20 protein-coding genes and 1 rRNA gene are annotated in these 21554 nt (G+C 48.3%); 14 read left to right on the forward strand and 7 right to left on the reverse strand.

The features are described 5' to 3' along the window. The first annotated feature begins 452 nt into the window (after window positions 1-452). Both H1S01_RS17950 and H1S01_RS17955 read left to right on the forward strand, forming a co-directional pair. The gene (locus H1S01_RS17950) at window positions 453-1787 is read left to right on the forward strand and encodes an APC family permease (RefSeq protein WP_188041770.1); all 1335 of its coding nucleotides are present in this window, start codon (window positions 453-455) and stop codon (window positions 1785-1787) included. A 37-nt stretch (window positions 1788-1824) separates the two neighbouring features. Further along, a complete protein-coding gene (locus tag H1S01_RS17955) occupies window positions 1825-2589 on the forward strand; it encodes an SDR family NAD(P)-dependent oxidoreductase (protein ID WP_188041771.1) in 765 nt (254 codons plus the stop codon). 429 nt (window positions 2590-3018) lie between these two features. On the opposite strand, the gene H1S01_RS17960 is transcribed toward H1S01_RS17955, so the two are convergent. After that, window positions 3019-3495 carry an SRPBCC domain-containing protein gene (locus H1S01_RS17960; RefSeq protein WP_188041772.1) on the reverse strand — a complete coding sequence of 159 codons (477 nt, stop codon included), beginning with the start codon at window positions 3493-3495 and terminating at the stop codon, window positions 3019-3021. Window positions 3496-3626: 131 nt separating this feature from the next. Here H1S01_RS17960 and H1S01_RS17965 point away from each other — a divergent pair, with 131 nt between their 5' ends. Together H1S01_RS17965 and H1S01_RS22385 are read left to right on the forward strand one after the other, a co-directional pair. Next, a complete protein-coding gene (locus H1S01_RS17965; RefSeq protein WP_188041773.1) occupies window positions 3627-4430 on the forward strand; it encodes a helix-turn-helix domain-containing protein in 804 nt (267 codons plus the stop codon). A gap of 449 nt (window positions 4431-4879) precedes the next feature. Continuing rightward, entirely contained in the window at window positions 4880-5695 is an 816-nt protein-coding gene (locus H1S01_RS22385) for a methyl-accepting chemotaxis protein (protein ID WP_188041774.1), read from the forward strand. A 234-nt stretch (window positions 5696-5929) separates the two neighbouring features. Here H1S01_RS22385 and H1S01_RS17975 read toward each other — a convergent pair whose 3' ends face one another. The 5 genes from H1S01_RS17975 to H1S01_RS17995 all read right to left on the reverse strand — a co-directional run bounded on the left by H1S01_RS17975 (window position 5930) and on the right by H1S01_RS17995 (window position 10496). Further along, on the reverse strand, window positions 5930-6793 hold the full coding sequence (locus H1S01_RS17975) for a chlorophyllide a reductase iron protein subunit X (protein ID WP_188041775.1): 864 nt from the start codon (window positions 6791-6793) through the stop codon (window positions 5930-5932). A gap of 159 nt (window positions 6794-6952) precedes the next feature. Beyond that, the gene (locus H1S01_RS17980; RefSeq protein WP_188041776.1) at window positions 6953-7276 is read right to left on the reverse strand and encodes a DUF3593 domain-containing protein; all 324 of its coding nucleotides are present in this window, start codon (window positions 7274-7276) and stop codon (window positions 6953-6955) included. Continuing rightward, window positions 7269-7598, reverse strand: a complete 330-nt coding sequence (locus H1S01_RS17985; RefSeq protein WP_188041777.1) for a DUF2499 domain-containing protein — start codon at window positions 7596-7598, stop codon at window positions 7269-7271. Before H1S01_RS17985 ends, H1S01_RS17980 begins: the two co-directional genes overlap by 8 nt. 54 nt (window positions 7599-7652) lie before the next feature. After that, a complete protein-coding gene (locus tag H1S01_RS17990; protein WP_188041778.1) occupies window positions 7653-9161 on the reverse strand; it encodes a nitrogenase component 1 in 1509 nt (502 codons plus the stop codon). A 3-nt stretch (window positions 9162-9164) separates the two neighbouring features. Beyond that, window positions 9165-10496, reverse strand: coding sequence for a nitrogenase component 1 (locus tag H1S01_RS17995; RefSeq protein WP_188041779.1), 1332 nt, complete (start codon window positions 10494-10496; stop codon window positions 9165-9167). A gap of 310 nt (window positions 10497-10806) precedes the next feature. Between H1S01_RS17995 and H1S01_RS18000 the strand changes: the two genes are divergently transcribed. The 5 genes from H1S01_RS18000 to H1S01_RS18020 all read left to right on the forward strand — a co-directional run bounded on the left by H1S01_RS18000 (window position 10807) and on the right by H1S01_RS18020 (window position 15376). Next, the gene (locus H1S01_RS18000; protein ID WP_188041780.1) at window positions 10807-12294 is read left to right on the forward strand and encodes a hypothetical protein; all 1488 of its coding nucleotides are present in this window, start codon (window positions 10807-10809) and stop codon (window positions 12292-12294) included. Window positions 12295-12575: 281 nt separating this feature from the next. Then, window positions 12576-13484 (forward strand): alpha/beta fold hydrolase, encoded by a 909-nt coding sequence (locus tag H1S01_RS18005; RefSeq protein ID WP_188041781.1) that lies wholly within the window; start codon window positions 12576-12578, stop codon window positions 13482-13484. A 196-nt stretch (window positions 13485-13680) separates the two neighbouring features. Then, window positions 13681-14064: a hypothetical protein gene (locus H1S01_RS18010; RefSeq protein WP_188041782.1), complete on the forward strand. Its 384-nt coding sequence runs from the start codon at window positions 13681-13683 to the stop codon at window positions 14062-14064. A 71-nt stretch (window positions 14065-14135) separates the two neighbouring features. Next, the gene (locus H1S01_RS18015; RefSeq protein ID WP_188041783.1) at window positions 14136-14396 is read left to right on the forward strand and encodes a hypothetical protein; all 261 of its coding nucleotides are present in this window, start codon (window positions 14136-14138) and stop codon (window positions 14394-14396) included. After that, window positions 14393-15376 (forward strand): bile acid:sodium symporter family protein, encoded by a 984-nt coding sequence (locus H1S01_RS18020; protein WP_188041784.1) that lies wholly within the window; start codon window positions 14393-14395, stop codon window positions 15374-15376. The genes H1S01_RS18015 and H1S01_RS18020 overlap by 4 nt, the downstream gene beginning before the upstream one ends. A gap of 204 nt (window positions 15377-15580) precedes the next feature. Here H1S01_RS18020 and H1S01_RS18025 read toward each other — a convergent pair whose 3' ends face one another. Continuing rightward, window positions 15581-16102, reverse strand: a complete 522-nt coding sequence (locus H1S01_RS18025) for a flavodoxin domain-containing protein (RefSeq protein WP_188041785.1) — start codon at window positions 16100-16102, stop codon at window positions 15581-15583. A 170-nt stretch (window positions 16103-16272) separates the two neighbouring features. On the opposite strand from H1S01_RS18025, the gene H1S01_RS18030 reads away from it, so the two are divergent. The 5 genes from H1S01_RS18030 to H1S01_RS18050 all read left to right on the forward strand — a co-directional run. Then, window positions 16273-17253 (forward strand): quinate 5-dehydrogenase, encoded by a 981-nt coding sequence (locus H1S01_RS18030; protein WP_188041786.1) that lies wholly within the window; start codon window positions 16273-16275, stop codon window positions 17251-17253. Then, on the forward strand, window positions 17198-18301 hold the full coding sequence (locus H1S01_RS18035; RefSeq protein WP_188041787.1) for an NAD(P)H-binding protein: 1104 nt from the start codon (window positions 17198-17200) through the stop codon (window positions 18299-18301). Before H1S01_RS18030 ends, H1S01_RS18035 begins: the two co-directional genes overlap by 56 nt. A gap of 236 nt (window positions 18302-18537) precedes the next feature. Continuing rightward, a complete protein-coding gene (gene greA / locus H1S01_RS18040; protein ID WP_155477934.1) occupies window positions 18538-19020 on the forward strand; it encodes a transcription elongation factor GreA in 483 nt (160 codons plus the stop codon). A 116-nt stretch (window positions 19021-19136) separates the two neighbouring features. Further along, window positions 19137-20600: a lysine--tRNA ligase gene (gene lysS / locus H1S01_RS18045; RefSeq protein ID WP_188041788.1), complete on the forward strand. Its 1464-nt coding sequence runs from the start codon at window positions 19137-19139 to the stop codon at window positions 20598-20600. A gap of 612 nt (window positions 20601-21212) precedes the next feature. Further along, window positions 21213-21554 (forward strand): 16S ribosomal RNA (locus H1S01_RS18050); the annotation flags it as partial.

Consider the following 21554-nt stretch of genomic DNA (forward strand, 5'->3'; position numbering starts at 1 on the left):
CATAATCCTTTAAATTGCAAAAAATTCCATTAGGCCAAAATTCTTTTTTTACTTACGGTAGGGGTGTTGAAAACGCGTTAGATATATGTGGGAGGAGTTTATCGATTACACTCTGACTTCCGTCAGCTAGGACAGATACTCATAATGGCATGGTAGACAAAAAACAATAAGAATAATGATTGAAAAGGAGGAAATTTTTAGTCATTTAGATAAGTAAAAGACATAGAATCCTAATGAACAGGATGGGTTTCGAATGGAGGGGCTTTTTGAGCTAAATAAAAAACAAAAAGATCTGGAACAGAGTCAGAAAGATAGAAGAGTTGGTTACGAAACAGGATGATAAAGTACACAAAGCAAGTATATGGTTACTATTGAATTAGAATACCGATTATAGATGAATCAAAAAACAGGATTGTCCCCAGGTAATAATCAAAATAAATGGGAGTAATTTTATGCAAATAGAATTAAAAAGAACACTAACTATGAAAAACTTAGTCATTTTCGGAATGATTACAATGTCTCCCCTTGCTCCTTTTCAAGTGTTTGGAGCAGCCGCTCAGGCAAGCTACGGAATGGTATCGTTAGTGTATTTAATCGGAGCAGTACTTATGCTTTTCACTGCCTCAAGCTATGCCCGATTTAGTAAAGAATTTCCCTATGCAGGGTCAGTTTATTCATATGTCGTAAAAGGATTCAATCCACATGTCGGATTCATTGCGGGTTGGACTATTTTATCTGATTATATTCTCGCTCCTGCCCTTATGTGTTTATTTTCGGGCATATGGCTAACAGGAATTTTTCCGAATCTCGACCCTAAGGTCTTAGCTATTGTATTCATAATCATTACAGCCATCATAAATATTCGCGGTGTAGAATTAAATGCAAAAGTAAACACATTTTTATTTGTAATACAAATTATAGCTTTGGTTTTATTTATAGCATTCGCTATTAAATATGTATTTATTGAGGGATTGGGCGTAGGAGGATTTTCATTACTCCCAATATATCAACCTGAACATATTGACTGGAATTTTGTCGCAACGGCAACTTCTTTGATCTTATTGGGGTTTGTCGGATTTGACGGAATAAGTACATTGGCAGAAGAAGTGAATGAGCCCGAAAAGGTAGTAGGAAGAGCAACTGTTGTTGCATTAGTTACAACTGCCATTATGTTTTTAATCCAAACTTATTTTGCTTGTCTAGCTCATAATAATTATGCAGACCTAAATCCTGACATGGCGATGTTCGATATCGCAAAAGAAATAGGAGGTCAGTATTTCTATATCGCAATGCTTCTCATTAATGTTATTGCAGTTGGACTTGCAGTAACTTTGAATGTGCAATCATCAGTATCCCGTATACTTTTTGCAATGGGTAGAGATAATATAATCCCTGCTTCGAATATATTGAAAAAGCTTCATCCAGAATATAAGACACCGATAAATGCGATTTTGTTATCTGTAGTTATATCTCTTGCCCTTATTTTAACATTGGATTTAACAACCATTCTAATGTTTGTTAACTTTGGTGCCGTAACAGCGTTTATGATTTTAAACTTATCTGTAATTGTATATTTCTTTTTTAAGAAAAATGAACGTGGGTTTAAAGGAATTTTAGAGCATTTATTGTTTCCCTTTATGGGACTATCTGTATGTGCTTTTGTATGGTCAGGTTTTGATAGAAAGACAATGATAGTAGGATTTAGTTGGATTGTGATTGGAGCAATAGTTGGGTTTGTAAAATCAAAGGGATACAAAAATAATGGACCCAATATTGACAATATGTAAAAATAACAATTTTAATAAAAGTCGGGAGGGGTCAATTATGAGATTAAAAGACAAAGTAGCAATCGTAACTGGAAGTGCGAGAGGAATTGGGGAGGCTATTGTTAGGGACTTTTTAAAAGAGGGAGCCAAGGTAATCATTTGTGACATTTTGGTAGAAGAAGGAAGAGAACTTGAAAAAGAGTTGCAAGGAAAAGGATTTGATGTTTACTTTTCCAGATCAGATGTTTCTTCCGAAAAAGATGTTAAAGAGCTTATTGAATTTGCCGTTAATAGGTTTGGAACAATAAATATTATATGTAATAATGCAGCCGTTAATATCCCTGGATCTGTTATTGAATTGACAGAAGATATTTGGGATAAAACGATGAATATTAATGTGAAATCCCAATTTTTAGTAGCTAAATATGCTATTCCTGTTATGCAGAGGGCAGGAGGCGGTTCGATAATAAACATGGCATCTGCTAATAGTTTTATTGCAGAACCCCGACTTTCTGCTTACGTAGCTTCTAAAGGAGCGATTCTAATGCTAACAAGAGCGATGGCGTTAGATTTTGCAAAAGATAATATCAGAGTTAACTGCATATGTCCCGGTTGGGTCGATACAACAATGAATGATGCTCACGCTGAATTATTTGGCGGTAGAGAAGCTGTATTGGAAGCGCTTCCATCGATTCAACCGATTGGAAGACCGATTGCTCCAATGGAAATAGCAAAGATAGCTACTTTTCTTGCATCAGACGATTCTTCATGCATGACAGGTTCTCCTGTTATTGCAGACGGAGGTATTATGGCGGGAGTTTAATATTATTTCGCGGTTACCGGGAACCTATGAGTTGACCCGAATATAAGGCTCGTACATTTACGGAGGACAATGGATTGACGTGGGTCGTCTCACTCAGCGCAAAGGCTCGGTGGGATACAAGCTTTGGGCAACGAAAGCGAAACTCGATGGATAGACCAATCGGCTTATTATGGATTGGTCGACCGCATTGGCTCAAAGTAGGACCCAGTCGATTCGGAAAAAAGGTCTATCAGGAAAAGAAGAAGTTGAGAAAATGGTCTCGGATCAGACAGAAACGTCTTAATGCTGTAAAAAAACAAAAGCTCGCCGACCACAGCGAGCTTTTGTTTTTCTGATTATAGATTAAGCCCATATAGACGGGCCTCTGTATACCCACTGATTGGGGGAGTGGAAATTACTGCTGCCTGTAGAATCTATTCTTTGAAGTTCTTATTCTGTATAATCATGAAGAAGACCTAACGAGAAATCTAGTGGTTTTCCTGTCTCAACTAAAGATTTAATGGAAGACAACAACATCCACCAACCTTTTTTTGTACTCTCGTAACTAGGATCACCTTCGCTCCAATGATCATGAATAAGGGTAAGTTTTGTACAAGAGCCTATTAAATCAAGAGTGTAAGAAACTCTTGATTCTTTATGTCGAGGATCACCACCTAGATAAGCATTTCCGCCTTTATAGCTGTGTACAAATGTTTTTAATGGCTCATATTTAAGAACTTTTCCGTGAATATGAACTGTCGAAGGACCATCTAAACCTGGCCCTACATACTTTACGGGACTTCCAATTTCAAAGGTAGATTGAATTTCACTTCCAAAATAGACCTTCTTTGTTTCTTGTCCAGATACAATGACGTTCCAAATCTGTTCTGGCTCTCCATGAATGAAAAATTCATATATAAGATCCAATACTTAACCCCCTCGGTCTCAAAGGTATATGTTTAGATGGTTATAGAATAAATGTTCGTGTAATAAATATACTGCTTGTAAAAGGTTTTGTATTGTAAGAATGCGACACTTTGCTTTTACGGTGATGATGATTGAGAATAAAATTCGAAGAGCCGAGAGGAATTCTAAAAAGTAACATTGGGAAAAACGATTTTTCGCTGATTTGCTATTTGCCTTCAGGTGAAGCGGTTAACTATGTTGAGCACTATTGGTGTGTTGAATGGGACCTACGTGGTCAAGAGTCCCAAATACAGGAGGTACTTCCACATCCGTCTATTCATTTGGTTTTTGATAGAAATTCTTCTGGGATTTATGGAATTATAACACGAAAGTTTATGTATCAACTCAAGGATCACGGATTAGTGTTTGGAGTCAAGTTCCATCCGGGTGCATTTTACCCATTTTACAAAAGGGATATCTCCTCTATAACGGATAAAAGACTAAGTTTAGAACGGGTTTTTGGTGATGAAGGAAAACGGTTAGAGGATATTGTTTTGTTCCAAGACAGTATAGAAAAGGTAATACACATTATAGAAGAGTTTATTGATGGAAAAGTTATAAATATCGATCAAAATGTTAATTTGGCAAGAAAACTTGTAACCCTAATCTTGAATGATAGAGAAATTATGAAAGTTGAACATGTAGAACAAAAAAGTGGAATTCATAAAAGAAGATTACAACGAATTTTCAGCAGATACGTAGGAGTAGGTCCAAAATGGGTAATTAAGAGATATAGAATTCATCAAGCACTGGAAGATATAAGCCAGAGGAAACAAATTGATTGGAGTGACATAGCAACAAATTTAGGATATTATGATCAAGCTCATTTTATAAGGGATTTTAAGTTATATGTTGGAATGACTCCAGAGGAGTATAAAAGATTATCTGATAAATGATTATTCGATTAGCGTTGGCCAGCGTTTCGCTCTTTGGTTGCAAAAATTCTGATTATAATCTAATACAATCCACACAGTAACAATAAAACCATATCCACTTAAAGCCGCCGGATGGTCCACGTTCGGTTGGACCCCGCTTGTGGTAAGAATGATATGGTAGGTCGCGTTTGAGGGCGAGGCTTGTAAAAAATCTTAATTTTTTGGTTGAATAAACCATTAATGATCGTTATAATTAAGCAGACAAAGTTGTCGTGGATTGGGCAAACCAGAAAAACTGGAGGCTTAGTACGTATGTACCAGGCCTCTTTTTTTCTGTGTATCAGTATCGCTTTCAGCGGGGGTGTCAAAGTGAGGCAGTGTAGATCATAAGTATCGATAGACGAAGAATTTTTCTTCACCGATATAGAAATTGTGTAATAGTGGGCTAAAAAAATAATGGAGGATTTTTTGTGTCTAAGCTTGACATCATCGCTGAATACGCAGAGTTATTCCAGAAATTAACGCCGTTAGATTGTACCGTGATGATCGCAAATACCGAGGGTATAATAATAAAACTTTTGCAGGCCAAGGAATATTCCTTAAACGCGACTGTGGGTGAAAAAGTCGCGTCGACTGGCTCAATCGCAGAATCTCTTAGAACTAGAAAAGAAGTACAGCAAATACTATCAAAAGAACTATACGGTGTTCCTATTAAGACCCTTTCGATTCCAATTTTTGAGGACGGAGTTTTAATAGGAGTGATTGCAACCGGGACGAGTATGATTGCTCAAGAAACTTTACAAAGTGCAGCTCATTCTATCGCTATAACCTCCGAACAAATCAGTGAAACTACACAAGAATTGGCGGGTACGGCTAGTCAATTGGCCAATAACCTTCTAAACCTAACAAGTAACGGTGAGAAGATTTCAACCAATGTGAAGAAGACTGACGAAATATTAAACTTTGTTAGTGAAGTCGCTGCAAATTCAAATCTTCTCGGACTAAACGCGGCGATAGAAGCGGCTAGAGCGGGTGAACACGGACGTGGTTTTGCTGTTGTGGCGGAAGAAATTCGCAAAATGGCCGATAATAGTGGAAAGGCAGTAAGAGATATCAACAAAATCTTATCGGATATACAGAAAGATGTTAACGGTATGGTTCAAGTTTTAACAGAGACCGCAGGAATAGGAGAACGACAAGCGGCAGCTACCGAGGAAATATCAGCCTCAATGGAACAGTTGGCTACCGCAGCTGAAAATATCGAAAAAATCACAAGTATTATTTAGAGGAAAGAGTCTAGGCAGAGAGAATACGTTTATAAAAATCAAGCAGTCCGGCCAATGGCCGGGCTGTTGTTTTGGTCGGACGCCTCATCATATTAGATATTCGGATGCCTACAAAATCAATGCACTAAAAACAAAAGGCCAAGGATAGTAATCCTCGGCCGAATGAATCGAATATGTAACATAAGAGAGTAGAAATAAATCATTCATGACTATATCAGTAACTTACATTGAGTGCTACCGCTTAAACAACTCCGCTGACGTCACTCGCTCCAACGTCACCTGTGGGATATCCCGGTAGATTTTCGAGAACTTGTCGAAGTCCATCGGTTTCGGCAGCATACCTTCTTCATGAGGCAGGCGCTGGACCAGGTCGGAGAAGAGTTGATCATAAGGCGGGATGTCGCTGACCAGTTGAAAGGCAGCGTTCAGTTTGGCCACTTCCGGGTTATTGGGAATTTTGGCCAGCACTTTGATGCCTACTTCTTCGCAGAACCGCTCCGCATAGCCGCTGCCGTCGTCCTTGTTGATGACCATCCCTAAGATGCGGGACTTGCCGCCCAGTTTGGCGAAGGAAGCCACGGCTGAGCAGATGTTGTTGGCCACGTAGAGGGACTGGTGGTCGTTGCCGGCGACGAGGATGATCGACTTGGCGATCGATTTGCTGATGGGAACCCCGAAGCCGCCGCAGACGACGTCGCCGAGGAAGTCTAGGAAGACATAGTCGAAATCCCATTGGTAGAGGCCCAGCCGCTCAAGCAGTTCAAAACCGAGAGAGATGCCCCGGCCGCCGCAGCCGATGGCCACTTCAGGACCACCGATTTCGAGGGCGTATACGCCTTTTCCCCGGAAGATGATGTCTTCTACACGGGGCGTCGGATCGACTTCGTCCGAGTGTTCCTGCAGTTCGGCCCAGTACTCCAATAAGGTCGGCGGGTTTACGCCGTTAAAGAGAATGACTGTCGAGTCGTGTTTGGGGTCGCAACCGACTTGCAGAACCCGTTTGCCCAACCGGGCGGTGGCGTTGGAGAGGTTCGAGATGATGAAGCTTTTCCCGCTGCCGCCTTTTCCGTATACGGCGTAAAAATGTTTCTCAGACATTTTTCCAACTCCCGTTATTCACAGTTTCCTTTGCGCCACAATCGACCTATGTAATCCAGGTCCACTCATCCGAGTGTTACAACTATACCCTATTCGACGAACGACCCGGGAGGCCGATTCCAGCCGCCCGGGTTTTTTTTATTGGGCTCTATTCAATTTCTATTGATTGGTCTCCTTTTCCTCTAACTGCTTCAGATGCTTCCGCAGTCCCGACAGGATGATGCCGTTGGTGATCGTCAACCCTGATTCCGAGATGCCGTGGAGAAAGTCTACATGGCCTAAGGTGGAAGCCCCCATAACTTTGGTGGCGATGACCCCTGTGACGGCGGTAAACGCGACAAATCCGAGCAGGGTCATGAAGCCCGATACGGTCCGGGGATGGATTAGGTCGGGGTTGTTCTTGCGGACTTGTTTGAGGCAGTAGAGAAAATAGAGATAGGGGATGATGGAGAGGGTCATGACCATTTCAGCGGTGCTAGACACGTTCGGTCATTCCTCCCCGTTTGAAGAGCTTCGGTTTGGCCGAGCGAAGGAAGAAGTATCCCCAGACGCCGAAACAGGCGCTGCCCAGAAAGGTGAGGTAACTCTGGGCATCACTGAGCCAGCCGACCGTATCATAGGTGAAATGGTACCAGATGGCACAGACGCCGCTGAGCATGTAGGGAAGCATGGCCCAGGGCATTCGCTTCAGCCAAATGTTGTTCAGCTTCTGGCCGATCATGTAGATGAAGTAAATGGCCATGGCCCATTCGATTAAGCTGGCGAAGTGCACAAACCAAGTTGGCAACGAGAGAAGTCCCAGCAATGGCGTACCTGCCTTTCCGAAGGTGTTTTAACAGCAAGCGCACCGACGAGCTTCTTACCGTTTGAACCGGCTGTAGACCTGGTCCACATCTTCGATCGTCACGTAATCGCGGAATTGTTCTTTCGCAATCTTTTCGCTTTCTACCTTCAACATCTTCGAGGCGCTGACCCGGACGAAGAAAGGCACTTTTTTCAGCACTTTTTCCATGTGGGCCAAGGTTTCCTCAGGCCACTTGACTTCAGTGATGACGAGCTTGCCTTTAAGCTGGTCTTCCCACTCTTTACGGGCTATTTCCCGATCGCGGCGCCGCTTGTCTTTTTCTGGCGTGTATTCGATGTGGATATGGCTGTAGAGGATGTCAAAGAGTTCATTGCTCACGATCTGAGTGATGTAGACGACGCCGGCAAAGCCCATGAAAGGAGTGCCGGTGGAGCGGCAGACGATCGGCATGGGGGTCGCCGCCGGTAAAAAGCGGGTCGGCAAGATATGTTCGGTGATGTAGATCTTTTCGTTGACACAGCCGAAAAAGAGGGTCGGCGGGTTTTCCAGAAGGGCGTCCTCGATATTCATGGCATTTTTCGACCGGTAGCGGTCGGTCTTCACGCCGTATATGTACTGTTCAAAGCCGAGTTCATCCCGGAGGAAGCGGCTGAGGCCGTCGGCATAGGTCTTGTGGGCGTAGACGCCAAAGGTGTTTGTCCGGAAGATATCCTGGTGCGGTGAGCGCCATACGTCCCAGAAACCTTGCAGTGTCGTCCGTTTTTCTTCGGCGATGAAGGCTTCTGCTTGTGGACGAAGACCGAGGGCGTCACCGAGGCCGAGAATAAATTCTTGTGTGGCTTCGAGGCCGATGGGGCCAAAGAACATAGGCTTGCCCATCGCTTCACCGAGCTTTTGGCCGTATTCCTGATACATGATAATGTTAGCGGCGGCATCGTCGAGTCGGGTGATGTCGTGCAATGCGCACTCAAAGGGGAAAGCCACGTTGATCTCAGCGCCGATGCCGTGAACGATCCGCTTCACTTCGGCAAAGTCGGCATAATGGTTGAAGTTGCCGAAGGTGGGGCCGATGATGTTGACGAGCGGCTTGTCCGAGGTTTTTTTCGGCTGCCGGGGGAGCTTCGCGGCCACATGCTTATAGAGGTGGAGCATGAGGTCATCCCGGCCCTGGAAATCATCGCTGTCTAGAGAACGGGTATGGATGTACCAGATGCGGCGGCCGTCCACTTCCGCTTCTAGCATGGAGCCTTCGCTGGAGATGATCTCGCTCTCCTGGCAGGAGAGGATGAAGATGTCATCGTAGTGGTCGATGAGTTCGCCGCAGAGTTTTTTCAGTTTGTTCAAGGTGCCGTCAAGGGCGACGTCCCCCTCTAAGATATGGGTGGCATAGACGTTTTGCAGGTAGGGAATGGCATCGGTATAGTTTAAGGCCGAGTCGACGGGCACGTAGTGGCAGCCGATGGGGCCGTCGATGATGACACAAAAGTTGCCGCGCATGGGGGCGAGGACATAGAGGGCGCCCCAATAGCCGTTGGTGAGGTCCACATCGCGAATCATCTGCATGTCTTAGTTCGCCTCCCTGTCGTCGCATGCGGCACAACCACTGCAGCCTAGATACTCCTGCACTTCCTGCACAGGAATGGACCGGGCCATTTCGGTGTCCTGGAAGAATTCGCGCACTCGGTTTAAGGAATTGCGGGACTTGAGCAGGTGGTGCATGAGGCCGAGGATGTTTTCGGCGCCGTGGGCCAAGAAGAGGGGCCGGGCAGAAATGAGGTTGGTGAAGTAGACCGACGCGCTGCCCAGTTCTTTTCCCATGGCCGCTACGTCTGTCGCGGCGAGGGCGATGTCAGGCTTGTACTTTTTTACGGCGACGAGATCGTCGGCGGCAGACTTGCGGAATTTGACTTCGATGCCCCGCGATAAGAGCCAGTTCACATCCGGTTCGGTCAGGGCTGATTTGCCGATAGAGGTGGACACATAAGGCACGTCTGCACCGGCCTCGATGAGCAGCCGGGCGACGAGCAGTTCAATGCCTTCATAGCCGGCGACGAGAATGCGGGCGCCTTTTAAGTTCAAGGGGCCTTCGATAACCCGGCGGACGGCTTCTTGTTCTTCACGAGCCACTTTTTCGGCGAGGGCGGCATCGGCGCCGGCTTTGGCGGCGATGTCTTTAATCCAGTTGTATGTATTTTCGATCCCTACAGGAGCTCCGGAGATATGTTCAATGCCCACTTCCGCGAACTGCCGCATCGTCTTTGTGTAGAAGGGATGGAGGCAGGCGATGGTGGAGACGTTGAGGGCTTTGCGGAAGTCGTTAATGTCTTTGCTCGGGACCTGGGCGCGAAACTTGAGGCCCAGCTTTTCCATCAGGTTTTCCAGGGTGATCGCGTCGGCTGGGAAGATTTCACCGACGGCGGCCACCGCTTTCGGTTCGCGCAGTTTGTGATCGCCCAACTGCTTAAGCTTTTTGAAGATCCCTTCGAGGGCCACGTCTTTTGCCTCAGCGTGGCTGCGGGTACCGAATCCGGTGATGCGGATTGGGATGATCTCCGGGATCTGGCGGGCCATTTCGTCGATGTCGATACCGACGGTGGTGGCCACGCAAAGGTTGATGACAGGGATGAATTCGGGCTTTTCCTCCCGAATGATCTGCTGAATCGCTTCCAGCAGTTTGTGATGAAGGTTCCGGTCCGCGAAATCGATGGAGTACAACATCGGGGCGTAGATGGATTTGCGTGCTGCGTAGAAGTGGGAGAGGAAGTTGAGGCCGTAGTAGCACCCGTGGTTACCTAGAAGAATAGGGAGGAATCCTTCCAGCCGCGTCAAAATACGCAGCCCACCGAAGGCGGGACAGGGGCTTTGGGTCGCCAGCTTGATGGACTTGATCGGTTCCATTATGCCTATCCCCTTTATGTAAATTTTTTTGTGGAACAAAGGTAGTGCAATGCTTATCCAAGGGATATTTAGTCCTATGATAACTATAACTGAACTCGGTCAAATTGCAAGGGAAATGTCCCGGGCCAAGCTTGGAGGGCGGAAAATAGAGTTTGTTATAAAGATAATATTCTAAATTTATTGAAAAATGACGAAAATTTGAGTACACTTAGGGACAAGTTGGGATAGGGTTGGGGGGTATTATCCGAAAAGTACAGTAAAACGGGGATGCGGTTACACAAACGGGGTATATGTGAAAGGAGATGAGCGGTTGGACGGAAAAACTCGTCATTCCTCCAGGATAATGCGTCGTGTTAAAGCAGGGATCTTCGCCGTCGCCGGTGTCCTCTTAGCTGGCGGCTTACTGGCGGGTTGTTCTCAGACCACTCAGACAGGCGGCCCGCCCGGTTCACCGGCAGAGACTTCGGCGAAGACTCAACGAGGCGATTACGTCATCATGTCTTGGCAGTCTATCGGGATGAAATGTACCAGCGACAACGACAAGTATTTTAGCTTCCACACACCTGGCAACGACCTGTGGGCCCAAGTGATCAAGCGGGGCGACCCGCCGGTGATCGTAACGGAAGGCATCGAACTGACCTATGAAGCGCCGGCGAACCACCGCGATCCATCAAAAACGATTAACTTTTGGGACTACGCCCCGATTACTCTGAAAAAGGACATCCCCAAGAACGTCGGCAAAGCAGGCTTAGCTGCCGATCAAGGCCAGTTTAAGCTGGACCCGGTGAAAAAAGCCTGGACAGCCATTGGCATTCCTGTATCCCCCTATAATGACGAAGGCCAAGTCGACGCCTATCCCATGTTTAGTGTGAAAGCGATTGAAACCGCTACGGGCAAGCTGTTGACCGATACGAAAGTAGCAGCCCCGGTCAGCGGTGAATTAGGTTGTTATATCTGTCATGGCGGAACGCCTAAACGGGACGGTGTAGGACTGTCCGATGACACGGCGCGAGACATTTTGGCTGACCACGACAAAAATGTAGGTACTAACTTGTTGGCCGAAGCAGCAGCTGGTCGACCTCAATACTGCCTCGACTGTCATGAAGCAAACAATGTCGGTGCCCCCGGTAAACCGAATGTGCTCTCCATGTCGGCGGCCCTGCATGGTAAGCACGCTCAGTACATGCAAAATGGTTCTATCGAGACCTGTGGCATGTGTCACCCTTCGTCTTCGAAGGGACAAGTCTACTGTGAACGCAGTGTTCACCGAGGATTCGGCATGGACTGCCAAAGTTGCCACGGCACTCTGCCGGAGCATGCCGCCTCTGTACTGATGAAGCAAAAGGATTTGCCGGCTGCCCAGAAGTCGCTTGCACGATTAAAGCCCTTTTTACCGGAAGGCTTTGAGGCGAAGGCGCGGGCCAACTGGATCAATCAACCGGACTGCCTCTCCTGCCATACGGACGCCCATACGAAGGCAAGCACCAAGACGACCTCCTATAACCAGTGGATCACCGATAAAAATCAATTGTTCCGTTTTGATAAAGCTGACAACGGCGATATGATGTGTGCCGCTTGCCACGGTTCGCCCCATATGATTTATCCGGCTTCAGAAGCGCTGGGCTACAGTGAGATCAATTACCAGCCGAAAACATATCAAGGTTTCGCAGGTCCGATCGGCGCCAATGGCAACTGTACCGTCTGCCATTTGACAGAGCCTGAGAACAAAGACTACCATCATAGAAATCAAGGCCAGCCCTTCGTGCCGCCGGCATTTGCAAACGATCCCGGGAAATAACCCCATAGGTTACTACGGTTATCAAGGAATAACTAGTGCGATAACAACCTTTAACGACAAACGTTTAATATAAGTAACGTTCAACCCAATAACGTGTCATCAAATAACGTGTAAGCGTAAAAACGTGTCACGTCATCACAGTTACGAATAACAACGACCCTGCTAGTTTTGGCGGGGTCAATTTTTTTGTTCCTCTTTTTTACATGAGTCCGACCTTCTTGGCCGAGAATAGAATAGGGAAATGAATTGGCCATCGGAATTGGATGAACAAGAGGGATGATATGCCCGTTCAACGACTAAACAGTACAGACATTTATTATGAGATCCATGGAGAGGGGCCAGCCGTCGTCTTCATTCCGGGCGTCGCCGTCAGCCATGGCATGTGGGCGCCTCAGGTGGCAGCTTTTCAGAATAGCCATCAGGTGATCACTTATGATGTGCGTGGGACCGGACGGTCGGGGAAGATGGCCTGGTCGACTCGCATCGAAGATCATGCCCGGGATTTGGCGTCGCTGTTGCGGTTTTTGAAGATTAAAGAGGCCGCTGTCTGCGGCGTCTCTTTCGGCGGGGTCATCGCCCAGCGTTTTGCTCTCAACTACCCCCGTCTCTGCCGGGCTTTGATTTTAGTGGACACCTTCAGCGAGCTAAAGCCGCGTGATCGGGAAGAAGCGAGCCTTTGGCTGATGACCTGGCTGGCGTCGCCCATGTTTTTGCTGCCAAAGCCTTGGTTGACGTCGATACTGATGGATTTTTACGAACCCTGGCCTTATGCCCAGCAGGTGCTCCGGGCCGAGGTCCCGAAGATTCGCGGTCTCGATGCGGTGAAGACGCGTTGGATGATTCGCAAGGTCGACTTTACTCGAACGCTCGCACAGATCCAATGTCCCTGCCTGGGAATCGTCGGTGGTGAGTCAGAGTTGGCTATTCGCATGATGAAACGGTTGATTAAGGCCATTCCTGATGCGTCACTGCAGGTCGTGCCCGACTCGTTCGATCCGACGTCTCTCTGCCAGCGGGAGGAGTTTAACTGTCTGCTCGCCGACTTTTTTCATCGCATCGGCTGGCAGGCCGGGATGGACGTAGAGCCTTTGTACCCGAATGTCGGGTTTACTCATAAGATAGAGAGAAGGAGAAATCCCGAGGGGGTACGAACTTATGAATGGAAACGGGAACGGAAATGGGTGCGGTAATAGAAGCAGCAATGGAAGCGGAAGCAGTGATGACGATAGCTTGTCTAGAGACGTATTGTTGATTATCACTACAGCCATTTTTATTTTATTAGCGGTCGGGTTAGGAACAAAACGGCCAGTACCAGCGACGTCCGTTTTCGCTGGGTGAGCATTCTCAAGGTGGTGAAGGCTTGTGACGCCGGAGGGAAACAAGAGAATGCGCCGCAAGCCAAAAACATGTAATCTAAAGGGCAAGTCGAACGGGAACGAAGCCGTTAAAGACTGTGAGAATGGCAAGGGAAAAGGCGGAAAAGGCAATGGAAAGGGTAAGGGGAATTGTAACGGTACTAATAATGCGATTGGATTGGATATCGATTGGCTCACCCGTAATCTGAGTCAACTAAAACCCCCGGCGATCCTTGTCATTCTTGGTTTGCTAAGCCGCTCACTGGTGGTGACATCCTTGTTAGTCAATAATGAGCAAGAAGTGCAGATTCTGCTCACAGGGTCTTTGCGGAAGAAAACGACTCTCGACCGGGTAATGGAACAAGTGGCCGATCAACCTTTTGGCGATGTGCTGGAATCGTTGTTGCGGCGATGAATTTAAGATACATTTTCAAGGAAAATGAGGGCGGCTCGTCGAAAGGAGGTATATGAAGAGGAGGTGGGCGTATGCACAAAGCATTCGATGTCGAGCAACTGGCCCAAGATATTCTCAACGAGATCGGGGAGCGGTATTTGGAAGAGATCGAGGCGGCCATCACCCTCATGGATGACAATAACAACGGTGAGATGAACGCCGTGCTTATGTATGCTATCGTGTCAAGCTTGAAATGCCATTCGGAACGGTTTGCCGTTAAGCTGGTGCAAAAAGCGATAGATCAAATGAACGAAAAATGTGAGAAATGCAGTTACCGTGGAGGGAATCCATGACATCGGAGTGGGTCATTCGAGGGAATCGGTACTTGGAAAAAGGGATGTTCTTACTCATTCCCGGCGCGATCGTCTTTGGCTTTTTTTTCTGGACAAGACTGCACAACGAGAAGGCCTGGGTTTATTGGATGTTTGCTTATATGACCTTCATCGGCGCTTTGAACTGTTCCTGGGCTCAATTTCGGACGCTCTTTCGGGAGCCGGCCCTGTTTATGACGTCGTTGCTGTTGCTGCACGGGTTTATCCCGGCGGTGGCTTTTTTAATGGGGCTGATCTTTTTTCCCAAGGACCCACAGACCGTGATCGGGATGGTCATTGGTTCGACGATTCCGGTGGCTGTCACAGCTTCGGTGTGGACAAACATCTCCCGGGGGAACAACTCTTTCTCACTGGCATTGGTCGTTCTCGATACGCTGCTCAGCCCGATCATCCTTCCGGTTTTCAGCTATGTGGTCTTGCATACGTCCGGTTCCTTACCGGTGGAAAAGCTGGTTATGGACATGCTGATCATGGTCGTGATCCCTTGCATATTGGGACTGATCTTCCACCCCTATCGCTTTTGGGACCCCAAAGGGCCGGTACAAGCAGGGTTGAGTCTGCTTTCAAAATTAGCTCTTTTTTTAGTCGTGGCCATCAATGTGGCCATCATGCATGATTACTTGGTCCAAGGTTGGTCCAAAGCGGGAATTATCCTGTTGGCCTTGTCGGCGACGATTGTGGTGGCTTACTTGATGGGCTTTGTGGCGGGAAAAGTGCTTCGCCGTTCGAATGAGGATGTGATAGCACTTACTTACTCTAGCGGGATGCGGAATATCGCCTTAGGGGTCGTCTTCTCTACGGGGTATTTCGACTTTCGAGTTTCCGTTCCCATCGTGTTTATGTCCCTCCTGCAGCAGCCTATCGCGACAGTCGTGAATCAGTTATTGCAAAGACGATCGAAAGCGGAGCAGGTGCGACTGGAGCAGAGGCAACCATCGTAAGGTTGAAATTCGAGGTACGAAAAGTCGGGGTGCAAAATTCAGCTCAAAATCAGGGTACGCATAACCGGGCGCGAAAAAAGAGACCTCCTCGGTTGAGTAAACGAACCGATGGGTCTCTTTTAGTTTTCATATAACCTCGGTTGACTGTTTGAGGGTTGGTTTTTGGGTACCTACTGTTCCAGGTAGTCTAGAAGATGAAGGGGGTTACTTTGAAGCCGATGCTTTCTGCGGAGGTGCCGTTCTAGCCTCGTTGATCCGGGCTGCGAAGGCGTTGATTTTTTCTTCCGAAAGGTTGGAATAGTCCTCTTTGATCTTAGTGACCATCCGGAAGGCGGTCCGTTCGATAAAGCCGAGTTCGCTTTGGACCACACGGCCACCGAAGTTATCGGCGATAAGCGCCTTTTTCGTCAGTTGTTCCGGATAAGCTTTTTTGATCTCGGCTAAGCCTTTTTCGCCGTCGAAGAGGCCGCATATGTACAGGCCCAAACAGCGCTTCGAGAGGATAAAGCGCCAGTTCTCCCGGACGAACTGTTTGAACTCCCGTTCGATGTCTCCACCGTAGATGGGAACGCCGAGGATGACCGTATCATAGGCAGACCAGTCGGCACCGACGGGGTTTTTTCGTACGTCCAGCAGTTCCACCGGGCCTTCCACTTTTTCCGCCAGTTGTTTTGCGCAATATTCGGTTGTACCCCGTTTGGTTATATAGGCAATCAGCGTGCTCAACGCAGTCACTCCATTCCGTAGTATATGACTAAAGAACTTTCTTTTGGGTATAAAATACCATTTAAACCTAGATGCCGCAAGAGCGAGGCAAAGATAACACATACCTTCTGGGGATGTTGGTTATCCTCATTGTCAAGCGCAGGAGTGAACTGAAGATCTGGAGGCGTAGGGTGAAGCGCGTTGTCAGTGTTTCGCTAGGTTCATCCCGGCGAAATCATCAAGTGGAACTGAATTTATTGGACGAGACGATTTGTGTCGAACGAATTGGCGTCGACGGCGATATGGGGCGAGCGGTGGCGACCATCAAGGCTTTGGACGGACAGGTCGATGCGATCGGTCTGGGCGGAATTGACCGATATCTTCGTGCCGGTCACCGTCAGTATGTTCTACGAGACGGGGAAAAGCTGGCTCAGGTGGCCAAGGTGACACCGGTCGTCGATGGCAGCGGTTTGAAGGATACGCTAGAACGACGGACCGTGAAGACCTTGTCAGCTCGTGGGTTGCTACGGCCCGAACAAAAGGTGCTCATGGTTTGTGCCGTCGATCGGTACGGCCTGGCCGAGGGTCTCGTGGAGCAGGGATGCCGGGTGACTTTCGGTGACCTGATGTTTGGTGTGGGTTTGCCGTTGCCGCTTCGCAGTTTGGAGGCATTAAATCAGTTTTCGCGCGTAATTATTCCAGTGGTTAGCCTTTTGCCCTTTCACTGGTTATATCCGACCGGCCGGCGGCAAGAAAGTTGTCGTCCCCGGTTTTCCCGAGCCTATGAAGAGGCGGATGTCGTCGCCGGGGATTTTCATTACATTCGCCGGTATATGCCGGCAGATATGCGGGGAAAAATCCTGTTGACCAATACGGTTACAGCGGAAGACGTGAAAATGCTGAAAGACCGCGGGGTTTCCCTGCTGATCACCACAACGCCGGAACTCGATGGACGCTCTTTTGGCACGAACGTGATGGAAGGCTTGTTGGTGGCCTTGTCCGGTCGAAAGCCTGAAGAGCTCGGTCCAGAAGACTATCACCACTGGCTGGACCGGTTAGGTTTTCAACCTCGCATGGAGTCTTTGGATTCTCGGCAGACGACCATAGGAGGTCGGCATGAGACGGTTTGCGTTCATCATCCATCCCCTTACAGTTGCCGACGTAGCCCGTAAATTTCCTTGGATTCGTTATTTGCCAGAACCCATTGTCGAAGGGGTCACGCGGTGTCTACCGCCGATCCGGGCTTCCTATATTCAAGGGGTCCGCTCACCTTATGGAGAGGTGGACGGCTTTTTTATCGCCTGCCCGCTGACGGCCCGGCAGATGCTGGCCCTACCAGAGACAACGGTGCTTCGACAGATTGAACGGGCTTGCTGGAAAGCGGTGGACTTAGGGGCACAGATCATCGGGTTAGGTGCTTTTACCTCCATTGTCGGCGATGCCGGGCTGTCGTTGGCGAAAGAACTGCCTGTCCCGGTGACGACGGGCAATTCCTATACGGTGGCGACGGCGCTGGAGGCGACCCGCCGGAAAGCGGCCATGATGGGCTGCGATTTGGCCAAAGCGTCGGTGGTGGTGGTCGGCGCGACCGGATCCGTCGGTGCCATTTGTTCCCGGCTGTTAGCCCGCGAAACACAACATCTAACCTTGGTAGCACGGAAGCCTGATCGGTTGCACCGGCTGGCCTACCGGATTCTCCATGAAACAGGTCTGGCGGTAAAGGTGACGACGAACATGGTCGAGGCGCTCAAGGATGCAGATGTGGTCGTGGCCGTATCGAGTGCAGCCGATGCGATCATCGAACCGGAATACTTGAAGCAAGGAGCGCTCGTCTGCGATGTGGCCAGACCGCGAGACGTTTCGAAGCGGGTTGCCCTAGAACGGCCCGATGTACGGGTGATCGAAGGCGGAGTCGTCAAGGTGCCTGGCGAGGTCAACCTTGGTTTTAATTTTGGCTTTCCGCCAGGAACGGTCTATGCTTGTATGGCTGAGACGATGATCCTCGCCTTAGAGGGACGGATGGAATGCTTCTCCTTAGGCCGAGAGCTTTTCTTCGACCGGGTGGAAGAGATTTCTCTCCTAGCCAAGAAGCATGGATTCGCCTTGACCGGGTTGCGCGGCTTTCAGCGATCCGTCACCGAGTGGGATGTGGGCGAAGAACTCAATGTTGACAATATTTTGCAACCGGGATATAATACTAAACTAAAGATTGCAGAATAACAGGCAAGCACTGCCCGGTCGCAGGCTTTCGCGACCGTTTGGCAGTGCTTATTCCGTGTAACGTCTACAGTCGACCAACTTTTTTAAGTTTTGCAGCAGAATCAGTTGTCATGCGGGTCCCTTTGGCGTAGAATGTGCAAGACCCCGCGTGATGTAACGGCGTTCGGGGCATACACCCATAACCGGTCACATAGCATAAGTTATCTTTCATTGATAAGAGGTAGGGGAGCGAACGTATGGGAGAAAAACCAGTTATATTAACTGCAGAAGGACTGAAGAAACTCGAAGAGGAACTGGAGTACTTAAAGTCTTTCAAGCGCGGCCAAGTGGCCGAACGAATTAAACAGGCGATTGATTACGGCGATATCAGTGAAAACTCCGAGTACGAAGATGCCAAAAACGAACAAGCTTTCGTGGAAGGCCGCATCATCACCCTCGAAAAAATGCTGCGCAATGCCAAGCTGATCGACGATGCAGCTGTAGAAACGGATAAGGTTACGATCGGCTCCCGGGTTCTGCTTCGCGACCTGGAAGATGACTCCGAGTTTGAGTACACGATCGTCGGTTCTGCCGAAGCGGATCCGAGCGCATCGAAGATTTCCAACGAGTCCCCTGTCGGCAAAGCTCTCCTCGGTCAGCCCAAAGGTGCCACCGTCGAAATCCAGGTTCCTATGGGTAAAATTAAATACGAGATCGTCGACATCAATAAAAAAGCATAGCATCACCGGACTCATCTATGATTTTATGCGGCAGCATTCAATAGACACCGTACGTAGACTGATGGAGGGGCCAGGGGTGACCTGGCCCCTTTTCGATTTCTCGGGGAGGGACAAGCATGGATTTCGATAACGAGTTAGTCAAAGTCCGTCTAGATAAACTGCAAGAGCTTCGGGAAAAAGGCATCAACCCTTTTGGGGATCGCTATGAGCCGACCCACCATGCCGAAGCCATCAAAGAAGATTTTGAGGCCTTCGAGAATCAGACCGTCCGTATTGCCGGCCGGATGATGGCCAAGCGCAATCAAGGAAAAGCCGGTTTCGCCAATCTTCAAGACATCACTGGAACGATTCAAATCTATGTGCGCAAAGACGATGTCGGTCTGGACGCCTTTGAACTGTTCAATAAGGCCGATATTGGTGACATCTACGGCGTGGAAGGCCATGTGTTTAAAACGCGCATGGGTGAGATCTCTGTCTGGGTAAAAGAGTTTACCTTGCTGACGAAGTCGCTTCATCCGCTGCCGGAAAAATGGCACGGCCTAAAAGACGTAGAGCTTCGCTACCGCCAGCGCTATGTCGATCTGATCGTCAACCCGGAAGTTAAGCGGACCTTTGTCTTGCGCAGCAAGATCATCCGGGCTGTCCGGGAGTATCTTGATCAAAAGAACTTCTTAGAAGTGGAGACGCCGGTTCTTCATCCCATCGCCGGCGGGGCGACGGCACGTCCTTTTATCACCCATCATAACGCCCTCGACATGAAGCTCTACATGCGGATCGCTTTGGAATTGCACCTAAAGCGGCTGATCGCCGGTGGGTTGGAGCGGGTCTATGAATTGGGACGGATTTTCCGGAATGAAGGGATTTCGACGCGTCACAATCCCGAATTCACCATGATCGAGATTTATCAGGCGTATGCCGATTTCAAAGATATGATGGAACTGACGGAAAACCTGGTCGCCGACGTAGCGCTCAAAGTCTTGGGCACGACCAAGATCACCTATCAGGGTGAGCCTATCGATCTGACACCGCCTTGGCCCCGGTTGAACATGCTCGACGCTATCAAAAAGTATGCTGGCGTTGACTTCCATACGATTGAAACCGATGAAGCTGCACGGGAAGCAGCAAAAAGCCTCGGCGTGGAAGTGAAGTCGACAGACTCTCGCGGTGATGTCATCAATACGGTCTTCGAGGAAAAGGTGGAAGAGCACCTGGTGCAACCTCACTTCATCTTCGGGCATCCCGTCGAAGTGTCTCCGCTGGCTAAACGAAACGCTGAAAATCCGAAATTCACAGACCGCTTTGAGGTCTTCATCACGCGCCGGGAATTGGGTAACGCCTTCTCGGAGCTGAACGATCCTATCGATCAGCGCGAGCGTTTTGAGCGGCAGTTGGCCCTCCGGGAAGCTGGTGATGAGGAAGCTCATATGATGGACGAAGATTTTCTTACAGCACTTGAGTACGGCATGCCCCCCACAGGCGGTCTAGGGATCGGCATCGATCGTCTCGTCATGCTGCTCACCGATTCGCCATCGATCCGGGATGTCATTCTTTTCCCGACGATGCGGCACCGGGAAGACTAGAACGTTTATGTAAATGGGAAGGTCGAAAAGGAACCTCTGTTCTTTTTCGACCTTCCCATTATTTTTTGAAAGTCGAAGACAGTATCAATTTTTCCTCTTCGCAAGTTACACTCATGAAAAGCTAACGCTCAGATCGTTCCACATAACCGTCCCCACACCAAAAACAACCCGAGGTTTCCCGTAAGAAGTTTACAGTAAGCAGTAATCGTCCTGTTCGTCTTATAAAACCCAAGGAAAAAGAGTAGAAGCTGGTGAAGAAAGAGAAAAGAATGGAGAAAAATCGAGATAATTGAGATTGAAAGCGAATAGAAGGCAAGATTACGTAGTTTCTCCCGGAATTTCCGGTTGAAAGGTGATTTGGATTCGTGATATAGTTTATCTCGTTGCGGCGGACACATCAAAAATCAAAGCAAAACTAGCGAAAATATTGCTTGACTTCAAATTGACGATGTGTTAAAGTTACAAACCGTAACGCCTCTGGTCCTTGAAAATCAAACAGTTGTTAAAGCAAAAGCGTGCGAAACTAAAGTCAATTGTCAATTCGGCCCGCGCAAGCGGGACGGAAATGATTTCATTAATGAGAGCTTGACTCAAGCTTTATCTACAACATTTTTTGTGGAGAGTTTGATCCTGGCTCAGGACGAACGCTGGCGGCATGCCTAACACATGCAAGTCGAACGGAGAGCGGAAGTTTCGATGGAAGCTCTTAGTGGCGGACGGGTGAGTAACGCGTGGATAACCTGCCTGAGAGTGGGGGATAACAGCCCGAAAGGGCTGCTAATACCGCATAACGTTGTCTGGGGACATCCCCGGACAACCAAAGGAGCAATCCGCTCTTGGATGGGTCCGCGTCCGATTAGCTAGTTGGTGAGGTAATAGCTCACCAAGGCGACGATCGGTAGCCGGCCTGAGAGGGTGAACGGCCACACTGGGACTGAGACACGGCCCAGACTC

The organism is Heliobacterium chlorum (assembly GCF_014502795.1).
Lineage (GTDB): Bacteria > Bacillota > Desulfitobacteriia > Heliobacteriales > Heliobacteriaceae > Heliobacterium > Heliobacterium chlorum.

Excerpts from the sequence above, each read along its gene's own strand:
- H1S01_RS17950 (WP_188041770.1), top strand. The coding sequence starts at position 453 with ATGCAAATAGAATTAAAAAGAACACTAACTATGAAAAACTTAGTCATT.
- H1S01_RS17955 (WP_188041771.1), top strand. The coding sequence starts at position 1,825 with ATGAGATTAAAAGACAAAGTAGCAATCGTAACTGGAAGTGCGAGAGGA.
- H1S01_RS17975 (WP_188041775.1), bottom strand. The coding sequence starts at position 6,793 with ATGTCTGAGAAACATTTTTACGCCGTATACGGAAAAGGCGGCAGCGGG.
- H1S01_RS17990 (WP_188041778.1), bottom strand. The coding sequence starts at position 9,161 with ATGCAGATGATTCGCGATGTGGACCTCACCAACGGCTATTGGGGCGCC.
- H1S01_RS17995 (WP_188041779.1), bottom strand. The coding sequence starts at position 10,496 with ATGGAACCGATCAAGTCCATCAAGCTGGCGACCCAAAGCCCCTGTCCC.
- H1S01_RS18005 (WP_188041781.1), top strand. The coding sequence starts at position 12,576 with ATGCCCGTTCAACGACTAAACAGTACAGACATTTATTATGAGATCCAT.
- H1S01_RS18010 (WP_188041782.1), top strand. The coding sequence starts at position 13,681 with ATGCGCCGCAAGCCAAAAACATGTAATCTAAAGGGCAAGTCGAACGGG.
- H1S01_RS18015 (WP_188041783.1), top strand. The coding sequence starts at position 14,136 with ATGCACAAAGCATTCGATGTCGAGCAACTGGCCCAAGATATTCTCAAC.
- H1S01_RS18020 (WP_188041784.1), top strand. The coding sequence starts at position 14,393 with ATGACATCGGAGTGGGTCATTCGAGGGAATCGGTACTTGGAAAAAGGG.
- H1S01_RS18035 (WP_188041787.1), top strand. The coding sequence starts at position 17,198 with ATGAGACGGTTTGCGTTCATCATCCATCCCCTTACAGTTGCCGACGTA.
- greA (WP_155477934.1), top strand. The coding sequence starts at position 18,538 with ATGGGAGAAAAACCAGTTATATTAACTGCAGAAGGACTGAAGAAACTC.
- lysS (WP_188041788.1), top strand. The coding sequence starts at position 19,137 with ATGGATTTCGATAACGAGTTAGTCAAAGTCCGTCTAGATAAACTGCAA.